Source organism: Klebsiella sp. 141161, from assembly GCF_050600815.1.
GTDB lineage: Bacteria > Pseudomonadota > Gammaproteobacteria > Enterobacterales > Enterobacteriaceae > Klebsiella > Klebsiella aerogenes.
This window is the reverse complement of sequence record NZ_JAQIRN010000006.1, coordinates 148,120-161,281: the sequence shown is the minus strand read 5'-3', so window position 1 is coordinate 161,281 and position 13,162 is coordinate 148,120. Positions and strand designations below refer to the sequence as shown.

Genomic DNA, 13,162 nt, shown 5'->3' with positions numbered 1-13,162 from the left:
ATTAATATATTTATTTCAGACTACGGAGTAACAATGAATAATGAACTATCCGGAATGAAAGCCTTCGTCACTGTTGCCGAACTGGGGTCGTTTAGCAAAGCCGCTGAAGTGCTTAACCTGACGCAACCCGCACTAACTCGAAAAATACAGAAAATAGAAAGTAACCTTAATACCCCCCTGTTCGAGCGAACCACCCGAAAAATCATGCTCACCCAAGCAGGACAAATACTCCTTCCCAAGGCAAAGTCACTGATTGCCAGCCTCGATGCCGCCATTTTTAATCTCAGCAACCTGACTTCTAATGTGCATGATACGGTAACGCTTTCTTGTATCCCGACGGCGGTATTTTATTTTTTACCTCGCGCCATCGTTCAATTTAATCAGCGCTACCCGCACATCAAAGTTCGAATTTATGAACAAGGTATAGAAAATTGCATGGCTTCGGTGAGAAAAGGCGAAGTCGATTTTGGAATAAATATGAACTTCATCACACATCCCGATATCGAATTTAGCCCGCTGGTCAACGAACCCTTCGTCCTGGCTTGCCGACAGGATCATCCGCTGGCCGGTAAAAAATTAGTGGAATGGCGCGAGCTCGTCTCGCAGAGATTAATTGGCGTCAGACGCTCAAGCGGTAATCGGCAACTTATTGAAAGTTGCCTGCAGGATAAACCATGGAAATTGGATTGGTTTTACGAAGTCAGACATTTATCCACCTCTCTGGGGCTGGTCGAGGCGGGGCTTGGCATATCGGCTCTGCCCTGCCTGGCCATGCCGCATCACGCCAACAGCGCAGTCGTCAGCGTGCCGCTGGTTGAACCGGTCATCAGACGCACGCTTGGCATGATTCGCGTTAAAAACCGCCCGCTTTCCGCTGCGGCTGAACGCTTCGCTTCATTATTGCTACTCATGTGGACGGATGAAGCGAGCGAGTTATGGTGCAATGTGGTCGATTCACACCAGCAGCTATAACGGTCACGGCGCGAGAGCGAAAACTTCCGCCGCCCAACGTTGAAAACCCGCGACATCTAAATCCAGCGCTACCTGCGCGTTGGCCGGCTGTCCCAGACGTCCTTCAATATCCACCACGGTGGTGCCGGCCGTCCAGGTCCCCTGCGTCTCCACCGCCACAAAGCAGGGTTTGAGCGTAAACAGATCCGGGCGAACCAACCACGCGATAGCGCAGAGATCGTGCATTCTCAGGCCGCTACTCATGCTGCCGCTACGATAGTGGCTAAATAGCGCATGAAGCATTTTACCGGTTTGATTGAGCGTCGGTAGGGTTGCCAGATAGTCCGCGCTCAGCATCGCCTTATTGGTGACATCCAGCCCGCACATCACAATGTCCAACCCACTCTGGAAGACTTTCGCGGCGGCTTCCGGATCGATGGCGATATTGAACTCGGCGTTGGGGGTGAAGTTACCGCGCCCGGCCGAGCCGCCCATCAGCACCAGTCGACGAATATTAAACAGGCACTCAGGATACTGCGTAATCAGTAGGGCAATATTGGTTAGCGGGCCAATGGCCACCAGGGTCACGGGTTCCGCTGCGTGCATCAGCGCATCGCGAATCGCCTGAAAAGCCGGTTTAGCCAGCGGCTGGCGGTTATGTTCGACGAAATCATAGCCCTCCATGCCGGATTCGCCATGCACCGAGGCGGCATCGCGCAGCGGACGCACCAGCGGCATCGATGCCCCTTGCGCCAGCGGGACATCTGCATTCCAGAAATGCAGTAACTGCAGCGCGTTGCGGGTCGTCTTCTCTACCGAGACATTGCCCGCGACCGTCGTCATTAGTTGCAGATCCAGCTGCGGCGAGAAGAGCGCGGCAGCAATCGCCGCCGCGTCGTCAATACCCGGATCGGTGTCGAGAATAATCGGTAAGCGCATGGTTTTCTCCCAAAAAAAATGCCAGACGTTAAGTCTGGCATCTTCTCATACTGCTGGGGGAAAGAACTTACTCTACTTCACGGACATCCACACGCAGCTCTTTCGGCACTTCGAAAACGATATTCTCTTCACGGCCTTCCAACGGCACCGCTTCGCCGCCGCCCAGCTCCTGCAGGCGGGCAATTACGTTCTGCACCAGGATATCCGGGGCCGACGCGCCCGCCGTTACGCCAACGCAGGCCGCAGACTTAACCCATTGTTCCTGGATATCAGTGGCATCGTCGATGAGATAAGCCGCTTTCCCCATCCGCTGCGCCAGTTCAGCCAGGCGATTGGAGTTAGAGGAGTTTTTCGAACCGACCACCAGCACCACGTCAGCCTGCTCCGCCAGCGCGCGTACGGCTTCCTGACGGTTGGTGGTGGCGTAGCAGATATCGTCTTTACGCGGGCCGACGATTTTCGGGAAGCGCTCGCGCAGCGCGTCGATAACATCAGACGTATCATCGACCGAGAGCGTGGTCTGGGTCATGAACGACAGTCGGGCATCGTTTTTCACTTCCAGCGTCAGCACGTCTTCCGGCGACTCCACCAGGTACATACCCCCTTCCGGGTTATTGTACTGGCCCATGGTGCCTTCAACTTCCGGGTGCCCGGCGTGGCCGATCAGAATCGACTCTTCGCCGCGGCGGCTGGCGCGGGCGACTTCCATATGGACTTTGGTCACCAGCGGACAGGTGGCGTCGAAAACCGTCAGGTCACGACTCTTCGCTTCGTTGCGTACCGCCTGCGAAACGCCGTGGGCGGAGAAAATCAGGATCGCGCCGTCCGGCACTTCGCTAATCTGTTCGATAAAAATCGCCCCACGCTGGCGCAGGCTATCGACGACGTAGCGGTTATGGACGACTTCGTGACGAACGTAGATTGGCGCGCCGTACAACGTCAGCGCGTTTTCTACAATGCTGATAGCGCGGTCAACGCCGGCGCAAAAACCGCGCGGGTTAGCCAACAGGATCTGCATCTTACCCCTCCAGCGCCGGATCGACTTCCAGCACTTCAATATCAAAATGAACGGTGCGCCCGGCCAGCGGATGGTTGAAGTCGACGGTGATGGAATCGCCGTTCACTTCGCGGATCACGCCGGGCATTTCGCTGCCATCCATTGCGGTAAAGAGCATAATTGCGCCAATTTCCGGCTCGCCGGCGTCGATAAACTCGCGGCGAGAGAAATACTGGATCAGGTCCGGCGTCGGTACCCCGAACGCGGCATCAGGTTCCAGCGAGAACGTGGTTTTATCGCCAGCTTTCAGTCCCAGCAGATGCTGCTCCAGCCCTTCGGAAAGCGAGGCATCGCCAAGACGAAACAGCGCCGGTTTACCGTTACCGCGCGTGGATTCGGCGGTGGAGCCGTCATCCAGTTTCAGCGTGAAGTGCACCAGCACCGCGCTGTTGCTCTGTACAGAGTTAGACATGCAGGTTTGCTCTTTTACATTACCGCCGCTTGTTTGCCCGGTGGCGCTGCGCTTACCGGGCCTACAAAGGCCGATGTATACTGTAGGCCGGATAAGACGCTTTAGCGTCTTATCCGGCAATTTTTTATGATGCTTTTTTATCGCTGGATGGCAAGAAGCCTTCCAGCACGATCAGCGCCGCGCCGATACAGATAGCGCTATCGGCAAGGTTGAAGGTGGCGAAATGCCAGTCGCCGACGTAGAAGTCGATCATATCGACAACAAAGCCGTGCCACAGACGATCGAACAGGTTACCCAGCGCGCCGCCAATAATCAGCGCGTAGGCAATATTGTTCAGCTTTTGCGTCGCCTTCGAACGGTACATCAGCACCGCCAGCACCACGCAGATGCCGACGGCAATCCCGGCGAAGAACCAGCGCTGCCAGCCGCCGCTGTCGGCGAGGAAGCTAAAGGCCGCGCCGTAGTTGCGCGCATAATGCAGATTAAGCGACGGGAACAGCGAAACCGTCTCCCCCAGAGCGAAGTTCTGGAGGATCAGGAATTTGCTGCCCAGATCGATAATCAGCACAGCTACGACGACCCACAGCCAGCGTAGCCCCGTTGAACAGATCGATTTACTCATCAGGCGAATTTACGTTGCTCGCCGTCACCGGCGACGTTACTGACACAGCGACCGCAGATTTCCGCGTGTTCCGCCACCTTGCCGACATCGCTGGTGTAATGCCAGCAGCGTGGGCACTTCTCGCCCTCGGCTTTGCTCAGGACCACTTTCAGCCCTTTCAGCAGATCGCTCTGCCAGGCATCTGCCGGCGCCTGTGCATAATCGGCAACGTTAGCGCCGGAGGTCAACAGGACAAATCGTAATTCTTCGCCCAGCGCGTTGAGCTTGGCCGCCAGTTCGGCATCGGCATACAGCGTAACCGCCGCTTCCAGAGAACCACCGACTTTCTTATCAGCACGCGCCTGTTCGATCACCTTGTTGACTTCGCCGCGCACTTTCAGCAGTTCATCCCAGAAACCGTCGTTCATCGCTTCGTCGTCGGCCAGGCCGAACAGGCCTTCATACCACTCGCCGGTGAAGACGTATTTTTCACGCTCGCCCGGCAGATAGCCCCAGATTTCGTCCGCGGTGAAGGACATGATCGGCGCCATCCAGCGCACCAGCGCTTCCACGATGTGGAACAACGCGGTCTGGCAGCTGCGACGCGCCACGCTGTCCGCTTTCGCGGTGTACTGGCGGTCTTTGATGATGTCGAGATAGAACGAGCCCATTTCGATGGAGCAGAAGCGCATCAGGCGCTGCACCACTTCGTGGAAGTCGTAGGATTCGTAGGCTTTGAGAATATCTTCCTGAGCCGCCTGCGCGCAGCCGACCGCCCAGCGGTCCAGAACGACCATCTCTTCCGGTTTAACCATATCTTTTGCCGGATCGAAACCGTTAAGGTTCGCCAGCAGGAAGCGCGCGGTATTACGGATACGACGATAGCTGTCCGCGGCGCGTTTGAGGATCTCATCGGAGACCGCCATTTCGCCGGTATAGTCGGTGGAAGCCACCCACAGGCGCAGAATATCGGCGCCCAGTTTGTTCATCACGTCCTGCGGGCTAACGGTGTTACCGATAGACTTGGACATTTTGCGGCCCTGGCCGTCGACGGTGAAACCGTGGGTCAGTACCTGACGATATGGCGCTTTGCCTTTCATCGCCGTGGAGATCATCAGTGAAGACATGAACCAGCCGCGATGCTGATCGGAGCCTTCCAGATACATGTCCGCGGCGTGACCGGCGAATTCCGGACGCACATCAACCACAGAAGAGTGGGTAGACCCGGAGTCAAACCACACGTCGAGGGTATCCGGCACTTTTTCGTAGCTGTCAGCGTCATCGCCAAGGATGTCGCGGGAATCGAGATCCCACCACGCCTGGATGCCGTCGACTTCAACGCGTTTCGCCACTTCTTCCATCAGTTCGAGGGTACGCGGGTGCAGCTCGTGGGTTTCTTTATGCACGAACAGCGACATCGGCACGCCCCAGGTACGCTGACGGGAGATACACCAGTCAGGACGGTTGGCCACCATCGATTCGATACGCGCCTGGCCCCAGTCCGGGATCCACTGCACGCCTTTGATCTCTTTCAGAGACTGGGCACGCAGGCCTTTCTGATCCATGCTGACGAACCACTGCGGGGTAGCGCGGAAGATGATCGGCGATTTGTGGCGCCAGCAGCACGGATAGCTGTGCTGCATTTTTTCCACGTGCAGCAGCGCGCCGCTATCGCGCAGCATCTCAACGATGATGTCGTTGGCTTTGAAGACGTTAATACCGTCCAGAGACGGATAAGTACCTGGCAGGTAAGAGCCGTCCGGGCCAACCGGGTTGGCGATTTCCAGACCGTATTTCTGGCTGATCGTGTAGTCGTCCGGACCGTGGCCGCCGGCGGTATGCACCGCACCGGTACCCGCGTCCAGCGTCACGTGGTCGCCAAGGATAGCCGGCACGTCAAAATCGAGGAACGGATGCTTAAAGCGCATCAGTTCAAGCTCGGAACCCTGCACCGCCGCCAGGATGGTGTAATCCGCCACGCCAATGCGCTGCATCACGCTTTCCACCAGGTCTTTCGCCAGGATCAGCGCCTGGCCGTCAACCTGCACCAGCGCATAGTCGAACTCAGGCGACAGAGAGATGGCGCGGTTAGCCGGCAGGGTCCACGGCGTCGTGGTCCAGATAACCAGCGAAACCGGGCCAGTGACGTCGGCTACGCCGAATTTGGCCAAAACCGCGGCTTTATCTACCGCGTGGAACGCCACATCGATAGACGGAGACGTTTTGTCATAATACTCAACTTCCGCTTCCGCCAGCGCGGAACGGCAGTCCACGCACCAGTGCACCGGCTTAGCGCCTTTATGCAGGTGACCGTTGCCGATGATTTTACCCAGCGCGCGGATGATATTGGCTTCAGTTTTGAAGTCCATGGTCAGGTACGGACGCGACCAGTCACCCAGTACGCCCAGGCGGATAAAGTCTTTACGCTGGCCGTCGATCTGCTCGGCGGCATATTCACGGCACTTGGCGCGGAATTCTGCAGCGGTGAATTTCTCACCCGGCTTACCGTATTGTTGCTCGACTTTCAGTTCGATCGGCAAACCGTGGCAGTCCCAACCCGGAACGTACGGCGAGTCAAAGCCCGTCAGTCCTTTGGACTTAACGATAATGTCTTTCAGAATCTTGTTAACCGAGTGACCAATATGAATGCTGCCATTCGCATAAGGAGGGCCATCATGCAGAATGAAGGTTTTTTTGCCTTTTTTCGCCGCACGGATGATGCCGTACAGGTCATCATCGGTCCAACGCGCCAGCATTCCCGGTTCGCGTTTGGCGAGATCGCCACGCATCGGGAACCCTGTTTCCGGCAAATTCAGGGTGGATTTATAGTCACTCATCAGATTCTCGGTTCCGTTATTTCGGTTTGATAAATACCAGTAGGATTATCCCTGCCTGGTGAGCCCAAAGAACTCGCGGGCCGTTAACTCATCTCGTGCGATTTGCGCTTTTAGCTCATCCAGCGACGCAAAACGCTGCTCGTTACGTATTTTTTTACGCAGTATTACATCTATATGGCGACCGTAGAGGTCCATTACAACGTCCAGGAGGTGAACTTCCAGCTGCTGTCGCACGCCGGAGACCGTTGGACGCGTGCCAATGTTGGCGACGCCGGGTAATGGCTTATCGCCGAGCCCTGCCACTTCTACCGCAAAGACCCCTTTAACCGGGGAAACCTGACGACGCAGCGGTAAGTTCGCCGTCGGGAAACCTATGGTGCGCCCCAGCTCATCGCCGTGCACGACGCGGCCAGAAATGGTAAACGGATGCCCCAGCAGGTTTTCCGCCTGCGCGAGGTCATCATCGGCCAGCGCCTGACGCACCGCGGTGCTGCTGATACGTACGCCGCCTTCGCAGAAGGTTTGGGTGCTGGTGACGTCAAAACCGTACTCCGCCCCGGCCTTCTGTAATAACAAGAAATCCCCCTGACGACCAGCGCCAAAGCGGAAATCATCACCCACGGCAAGGAACTGTACGCCCAGCTGGCGCACCAGCAGCTCGCTAATAAAATCTTGCGCCGTCAGCGCTGCGAAACGCCGGTCAAAACGGACACACAGCACGTAGTCGACACCGCTTTCCGCCAGATAGCCCAGTTTTTCACGCAGCCGCGTGATCCGCGCCGGCGCTTTATCGGCGGCAAACAGCTCCAGCGGCTGCGGCTCAAAAATCATCACCACAACCGGCAGACCGAGCCGGCGGCCCTCTGCGCGCAGGCGCTGCAGCAGCGCCTGATGCCCGCGATGCACGCCGTCGAAATTTCCAATGGTCAGCACGCACCCGTGCGGGGCCTGACTGAGATTATGTATGCCGCGTATCAGCTTCATGTCTGGCTCAAAACAGTGAAAATCGTCCGAGTATACCTTGTACAACAGGCGACGTTAACCAGCGATTGCACCTCGATTACGAAAGATCCTGCTAATTCATTCACTCAGCGTAAGAATGCAGGAAAAACTATACGCGGCCGTCGATTTTTATGGTGGAAAGACTGTATTCGACTACAACAAGCTGGTAGAATCTTGCGCCATCACTACGTAATGAAGCCTCGTTATCTTAAACGGCGCTTATTTGCACAAATCCATTGACAAAAGAAGGCTAAACGGGCATATTCCTCGGCCTTTGAATTGTCCATATAGAACACATTTGGGAGTTGGACCTTGGCTAATATCAAATCAGCTAAGAAGCGCGCCGTTCAGTCTGAAAAGGCTCGCAAGCACAACGCAAGCCGTCGCTCTATGATGCGTACTTTCATCAAGAAAGTATACGCAGCTATCGAAGCTGGCGACAAAGCTGCTGCACTGAAAGCATTTAACGAAATGCAACCAATCGTGGACCGTCAGGCTGCTAAAGGTCTGATCCACAAAAACAAAGCTGCGCGTCATAAAGCAAACCTGACTGCACAGATCAACAAACTGGCTTAATCGCCCGCTTGCTGAACTTTGTTAAAGAAACCCGCGAAAGCGGGTTTTTTTATGTCTGTTGTTTGCCGATACTTAACTTTGCGGTTGCGCAAACAGTGATGAATAATCGCGATTGCAGATACGCTGTACCGCTGGATGCTGAATCATTCGCTCGGCAAAAATAGCGTGATACTCCTCCATGACGTTCTCCATGCGGCCAATTTCGACAATCGACTCATCGGCATAGAAATCGTGAGCATAGAGGGTTGGCGCCACAAAAATGGCATTATGCGCCGCGCCGAAGGCTTTCATAAGCGCCGCATCGTCGAACTCGCCGAGAATTTCCACCTGCAGCCCCTGCGAATTAAACCAGTTCAGCAGCTTGCGCCCGAGCATTGAACGGCGACCGGGAATGAGCAGGCGACGCTCCTCAAGACAGGCGGGAAACGCTTTTTCCGGCGGCGGATTCATACACCAGAAGCTCACCCCGCACTCGCCGATTTTCACCGAAAACAGCCCCTCTTGCTGGGTGGAGTCAATCGGGCAATCCGAGATAATCATATCCAGCTTATGCTGGCTCAGTTGCTCCAGCAGCATCTCGTGGGTGGATTCAAAGCAGCGCAGGTGAATTTGCTCATCTTCAACTACCGCCGCATCCAGAACGCCGCTCACTAATCGCTTGGAAAGCGCGTCGGCGACGCCGACATCAAATAGCAGGTTCGACTCTTTGCGGTAGTTGACGATATCGAGCATCTCCTGGCTCAGGGTGAACATGCGATCCGCGTAGCGAAACACCAACTCTCCCAGCTCGCTGGGTTCCAGGCCGCGTCCTTTGCGTTTAAAGAGCTTCCCCTGTAAGCGCTCTTCCAGCGCTTTTATCTGCCCGGTGATCGTCTGCGGCGTCAAATAGAGCGCCTCGGCGGCGCCGACAACCGAGCCCTCACGGTAGACGTGCCAGAAATAGTACAGATGGTTGTAATTGATGTGCGACATACATCCCTCCCTGATATGTCCGGAAGGGCCCACAGGCCCTCCCGATGAAGTTACACGCTGTGAGTAAGATCCGTTACGCGCTTACGCAGAATCATGTAGCCGATGACGGCAGACAGGATAGACCCTATCAGAATGCCCAGCTTAGCCCAGTTGATCAATCCGGGATCCACGCTGCTAAAAGCGAGCGTGGCGATGAAAATCGACATGGTGAAGCCGATTCCGCACAGTACGCCGACCGCCATAATCTGCGGGAAGCGGGTTCCCGGCGGCAACGAGGCCCACTTAAACTTCAGCGCCAGCCAGCAGAACAGGCTAATTCCGAGCGGCTTACCGATAAACAGTCCGGCAATGATCCCAAGCGGCAGCAGCGAGGTCAGCCCCGCGAAGGTAACGCCCTGCAGCGAAACCCCGGCATTGGCAAAAGCAAACAGCGGTAGGATAAGAAACGCGACCCACGGATGCAGTACATGCTCAAGCTGTTTCGCCGGCGATTTGCCATTCTGCTCCTTCAAAGGAATCATAAAACCGACGATAACCCCCGCCAGGGTCGCATGTACGCCGGATTTCAGTACCGCCGTCCATAGCACCGCACCAACCAGGATATAGATACCGGTGCGCCGTACGCCGCTGAGATTGAGCGCCGCCAGTACCACAATCGCGCCAGCAGCGACCGCCAGCGATAGCACCGACAGATCGTTGGTATAAAAGAGCGCGATAATCACGATCGCCCCGAGGTCATCAATGATAGCCAGCGCCATCAGGAAAATTTTCAGCGCTGTTGGTACACGGTTGCCTAATAGCGCCAAAACGCCAAGCGCAAAGGCGATATCAGTCGCCGCCGGGATCGCCCACCCTTCCCGCGCAACGGGATCCTGGGCATTGAAAGCTAAATAGATAAGCGCCGGCACCACCATGCCGCCAATCGCGGCGACCACCGGGAACACCGCCTGACGGCGGCTGGCAAGCGCCCCCTGGATCATCTCACGCTTCACTTCCAGGCCAATTAACAGGAAAAACACCGCCATTAGCGCATCGTTGATCCACAACAGCATGTTTTTGTTAATTTCCAGCGCGCCAACGCGCAGCTGCACCGGCGTCTCCAAAAAGGCATGATACAGACCGCTGGTGACGCCGCTATTGGCCATAATCATCGCCAGCGCGGCGGCGCAGATTAAGATAATGCCCCCGGAAGCATCGCTACTGAAAAATCGTTGCAGATGTTTCACTTTTACTCTCACCTTGTTGGTCAATAACTCGATAAAAGTATGATACAGCCGACAACACATCGAAAAAATCAGATTTAAATTGCCATTACACTCATTTTTTCCGAGCTATCTTGTCCGCTCATTAATCATAGACCACCCGTAGCAGGGTGAGCTGCTTGTCAGCATCGAGATAGCTTTTCTCTACCGTCGCGTAAGCCGAGGCCAGCGATGTCGTGATATTTTCCACGATCACATGGCGTTCGATACGATCGGCGCGCTGGCACAAAATCTCGCTACTTTCCGTTTCGTTCCAGCAGCTTTCAGTAACAACATTGCCAAAAAATTGGATATTACCGGCAGAGTGCGCCTGAACGCCGCCGATGGCGAACAGTGGAACGGCCGCCAACACTAACCATCTGTGCCTGGACTGCATACGCGAAACCCTCGTTCGGAGGAAGCAGGTAACCGGGGTCCGCGCCCCGGTCGCTGAGACTTAACCTTTAGCTTTCTGAATCGCCATCTGCAACGCATCCTGCGACGTACTGCCCGGCACGACCGAGATACGCCCGGCATCCGGGGCGGTAGCCTGTGGCATCACCACAAAAGCCGGAGTACCGGAAAAATTCATATGTTGAGCCAGCGCCTGATTACTTAGCAGCGCGTCATGCACCGCCCCGCTCTGCTGGGCGGTTTTTACCGCCGTCATTTGCGGCTGGGTGAGATAATGCGACGCCAGCGCGTAAACCTCCTTCTCGGTTAGCTGCCCCTCCACTTTGCCGGTGGCGTACAGGGCATTATGCCAGGCCAAATACTTCGCGCCGCCATCGTTCAACCACACCTGTTCGCCGATCCTCGCCGCCAAACCTGACACCGGCCAGCGGGATGAAAAGATAGGAAACTCTTTAAAGATAAAACGCGTATCAGGATTCGATTTCACCAGCTCTTCCACCACGGGCGACATCTTGCTGCACCAGGAACACTGGTAGTCAAAAAACATCACCACCGCCGCTTTAGCATCCGCCGGGCCAACAGAGGGAGAGCTATCGCTCAGCAACTCAGAGCGGTACTGCAGCGCCAGCTGCGCATAAGCCTGCTTCTGGGCCACCTGCTGACGCTGATGTAGCGTTTCGCTGGCGGCGATAAGGAATTCCGGATGATCCGCCAGATACGTCGCCACCGCTTCGCCGACTTTATCCGGATGGCTGGCGATATAGGCTTCCGCGGCCGGTCCAATATCGCTGGCAACGGGTTGTGTATCCACGGCCAACGCGGAAAAAGAGATGACGCCGCCAACCGCCATACACACCGCCGATTTACAGGAAAGTTTGCGCATTATTGAGTTCTCATTATTAAGTTCAGGGGATGCCCGCAGGGGCAGAGTAAAATCGTCATCGCCGTTGCGCCGTTACCGTGACAGGCGGCATTACGCCCCCGGCATCGTTGAGGCTTTGCCAGCGCACGGCGCAGCTTTTCGCCTGTCGACACCACGATGTACGGCGGGTAGAAAACGGCGCGACCACCCCCGCGGCGTCTATAGGCTTACCGTTGACGCGGGTGGAAAAGAGGGTGATGTAGTAGGGTCCAGCATTGCGTACCGTCAGCCCATCCGCCGTTAAGTTCCAGGCCAGTTGGCGATAAGCCTGCTGTGGATCGCCGGTTAGCCCTACAGGCCGATAAATCAGCTTTAACGCCGAGCGAAAAGCCATCTGCACGCTATTGGCGCCGGTTTTTCCCGATGGAATAGCGGCAATACTCAGGGTGAACAAACTTTCACGATCCTGCGCCAGCGCCTCGCCGCTCCACGCGACGCGCAGCGTGTTCTCCTGCCCTGCACGTAATAAGAAGAGCGGCGGCGTGACCACGAATGGTGTTTTACGGGTCGACAAATCATCGGCGCCTGGCCAGCGTCCACCGCTCAGCACGTGGCTGTCCACCAGCCAGTCACTCTCCGAGGTATTGCGCAGCGGAACGCTCAGCGTCGTCCGCTCAGCGTGAAAAATAAAACGCGTGCCGCCAATCACCACGCCCGCATGGCCTATCCCAAAGGGCAACAGCCAGAGCCAAAACCAGCAGAAAAGTCGTCTATTCATAACTCAGCACAAAAGTCGCGGAAGCATCGGCTACACCCGGCGCCACCGGAGCGCCATCAGCCACATAGCGGGCATAAAACTGTAAACGTTCGGACGCGGCGCCCGCGGTTAGCGCGAGCACATCGCTTTGCGCCCCCGGCGCTACCTGTTGTTTGTTCTTGTCGTATAACGCAATCCCGATACCGGAGGCCGCGTTCGCCCCGCTATCCAAAGCGAAAAGATCGCCGCTTTGCGAGTCGCTGGTACCGCTAAAGCTCACCGTCACGCCGCTGGCGGTGCTGCCGCAATTTTGTAGGGTGATCGAAAATGGCTGCCACTCCGCGCCGGCCCCCGCTTGATAAAACTGGCGGTTGCTGACGGTTCCCATATCGACCTGAATATTCTCGGAATCCGGCGATAGCGTGCAGGTGTTGTCGGTAATCGTGCCCGTCACATAGACCCTACCGTCATGGGCCAGCGCGCCGTTCACCGCCAGAAGGAGTCCACAGCAGAAAAACAGTGGTTTGATCATTGCCGCGCG

Annotated in this window: 14 protein-coding genes; 2 read left to right on the top strand and 12 right to left on the bottom strand. The window is 56.2% G+C overall.

Annotation, left to right across the window (positions count from 1 at the left end; genetic code table 11):
* Positions 1-33 precede the first annotated feature (33 nt).
* The gene (locus tag PGR79_RS16825) at positions 34-972 is read left to right on the top strand and encodes a LysR family transcriptional regulator (protein ID WP_087858176.1); all 939 of its coding nucleotides are present in this window, start codon (positions 34-36) and stop codon (positions 970-972) included.
* Positions 973-975: 3 nt separating this feature from the next.
* Here PGR79_RS16825 and rihC read toward each other — a convergent pair whose 3' ends face one another.
* The 6 genes from rihC to ribF all read right to left on the bottom strand — a co-directional run bounded on the left by rihC (position 976) and on the right by ribF (position 7,781).
* Positions 976-1,890: a ribonucleoside hydrolase RihC gene (gene rihC / locus PGR79_RS16820; RefSeq protein WP_113374570.1), complete on the bottom strand. Its 915-nt coding sequence runs from the start codon at positions 1,888-1,890 to the stop codon at positions 976-978.
* 67 nt (positions 1,891-1,957) lie between these two features.
* Complete coding sequence (ispH, locus tag PGR79_RS16815; RefSeq protein WP_015368325.1) at positions 1,958-2,908, bottom strand: 4-hydroxy-3-methylbut-2-enyl diphosphate reductase; 951 nt, start codon at positions 2,906-2,908, stop codon at positions 1,958-1,960.
* 1 nt (position 2,909) lies between these two features.
* A complete protein-coding gene (gene fkpB / locus PGR79_RS16810; protein ID WP_047043962.1) occupies positions 2,910-3,359 on the bottom strand; it encodes an FKBP-type peptidyl-prolyl cis-trans isomerase in 450 nt (149 codons plus the stop codon).
* A gap of 124 nt (positions 3,360-3,483) precedes the next feature.
* Positions 3,484-3,981, bottom strand: a complete 498-nt coding sequence (gene lspA / locus PGR79_RS16805; protein ID WP_087858178.1) for a signal peptidase II — start codon at positions 3,979-3,981, stop codon at positions 3,484-3,486.
* Positions 3,981-6,797: an isoleucine--tRNA ligase gene (gene ileS / locus PGR79_RS16800; protein WP_047043960.1), complete on the bottom strand. Its 2,817-nt coding sequence runs from the start codon at positions 6,795-6,797 to the stop codon at positions 3,981-3,983. The genes lspA and ileS overlap by 1 nt, the downstream gene beginning before the upstream one ends.
* Positions 6,798-6,842: 45 nt before the next feature.
* On the bottom strand, positions 6,843-7,781 hold the full coding sequence (ribF, locus tag PGR79_RS16795) for a bifunctional riboflavin kinase/FAD synthetase (RefSeq protein WP_087858180.1): 939 nt from the start codon (positions 7,779-7,781) through the stop codon (positions 6,843-6,845).
* 330 nt (positions 7,782-8,111) lie between these two features.
* On the opposite strand from ribF, the gene rpsT reads away from it, so the two are divergent.
* Complete coding sequence (rpsT, locus tag PGR79_RS16790) at positions 8,112-8,375, top strand: 30S ribosomal protein S20 (RefSeq protein ID WP_001518655.1); 264 nt, start codon at positions 8,112-8,114, stop codon at positions 8,373-8,375.
* A 72-nt stretch (positions 8,376-8,447) separates the two neighbouring features.
* Here rpsT and nhaR read toward each other — a convergent pair whose 3' ends face one another.
* The 6 genes from nhaR to PGR79_RS16760 all read right to left on the bottom strand — a co-directional run bounded on the left by nhaR (position 8,448) and on the right by PGR79_RS16760 (position 13,153).
* Positions 8,448-9,347, bottom strand: coding sequence for a transcriptional activator NhaR (nhaR, locus tag PGR79_RS16785; protein WP_045395806.1), 900 nt, complete (start codon positions 9,345-9,347; stop codon positions 8,448-8,450).
* A 50-nt stretch (positions 9,348-9,397) separates the two neighbouring features.
* The gene (nhaA, locus tag PGR79_RS16780) at positions 9,398-10,573 is read right to left on the bottom strand and encodes a Na+/H+ antiporter NhaA (RefSeq protein WP_087858182.1); all 1,176 of its coding nucleotides are present in this window, start codon (positions 10,571-10,573) and stop codon (positions 9,398-9,400) included.
* Positions 10,574-10,694: 121 nt separating this feature from the next.
* Positions 10,695-10,985, bottom strand: a complete 291-nt coding sequence (locus PGR79_RS16775) for a hypothetical protein (RefSeq protein ID WP_087858183.1) — start codon at positions 10,983-10,985, stop codon at positions 10,695-10,697.
* Between the two features lie 60 nt (positions 10,986-11,045).
* Entirely contained in the window at positions 11,046-11,885 is an 840-nt protein-coding gene (locus PGR79_RS16770; RefSeq protein ID WP_113374569.1) for a DsbA family protein, read from the bottom strand.
* Between the two features lie 55 nt (positions 11,886-11,940).
* Positions 11,941-12,642: a pili/flagellar-assembly chaperone gene (locus tag PGR79_RS16765; protein WP_213317886.1), complete on the bottom strand. Its 702-nt coding sequence runs from the start codon at positions 12,640-12,642 to the stop codon at positions 11,941-11,943.
* Positions 12,635-13,153: a fimbrial protein BcfF gene (locus tag PGR79_RS16760; protein WP_113374579.1), complete on the bottom strand. Its 519-nt coding sequence runs from the start codon at positions 13,151-13,153 to the stop codon at positions 12,635-12,637. The genes PGR79_RS16765 and PGR79_RS16760 overlap by 8 nt, the downstream gene beginning before the upstream one ends.
* Between the last annotated feature and the right edge of the window lie 9 nt (positions 13,154-13,162).

What these genes read in the sequence shown, in the direction of transcription:
- lspA (WP_087858178.1), bottom strand. Translation starts at nt 3,981, where the DNA reads ATGAGTAAATCGATCTGTTCAACGGGGCTACGCTGGCTGTGGGTCGTC.
- ribF (WP_087858180.1), bottom strand. Translation starts at nt 7,781, where the DNA reads ATGAAGCTGATACGCGGCATACATAATCTCAGTCAGGCCCCGCACGGG.
- ileS (WP_047043960.1), bottom strand. Translation starts at nt 6,797, where the DNA reads ATGAGTGACTATAAATCCACCCTGAATTTGCCGGAAACAGGGTTCCCG.
- PGR79_RS16825 (WP_087858176.1), top strand. Translation starts at nt 34, where the DNA reads ATGAATAATGAACTATCCGGAATGAAAGCCTTCGTCACTGTTGCCGAA.
- rihC (WP_113374570.1), bottom strand. Translation starts at nt 1,890, where the DNA reads ATGCGCTTACCGATTATTCTCGACACCGATCCGGGTATTGACGACGCG.
- PGR79_RS16765 (WP_213317886.1), bottom strand. Translation starts at nt 12,642, where the DNA reads ATGAATAGACGACTTTTCTGCTGGTTTTGGCTCTGGCTGTTGCCCTTT.
- PGR79_RS16770 (WP_113374569.1), bottom strand. Translation starts at nt 11,885, where the DNA reads ATGCGCAAACTTTCCTGTAAATCGGCGGTGTGTATGGCGGTTGGCGGC.
- PGR79_RS16775 (WP_087858183.1), bottom strand. Translation starts at nt 10,985, where the DNA reads ATGCAGTCCAGGCACAGATGGTTAGTGTTGGCGGCCGTTCCACTGTTC.
- PGR79_RS16760 (WP_113374579.1), bottom strand. Translation starts at nt 13,153, where the DNA reads ATGATCAAACCACTGTTTTTCTGCTGTGGACTCCTTCTGGCGGTGAAC.
- nhaR (WP_045395806.1), bottom strand. Translation starts at nt 9,347, where the DNA reads ATGTCGCACATCAATTACAACCATCTGTACTATTTCTGGCACGTCTAC.
- ispH (WP_015368325.1), bottom strand. Translation starts at nt 2,908, where the DNA reads ATGCAGATCCTGTTGGCTAACCCGCGCGGTTTTTGCGCCGGCGTTGAC.
- fkpB (WP_047043962.1), bottom strand. Translation starts at nt 3,359, where the DNA reads ATGTCTAACTCTGTACAGAGCAACAGCGCGGTGCTGGTGCACTTCACG.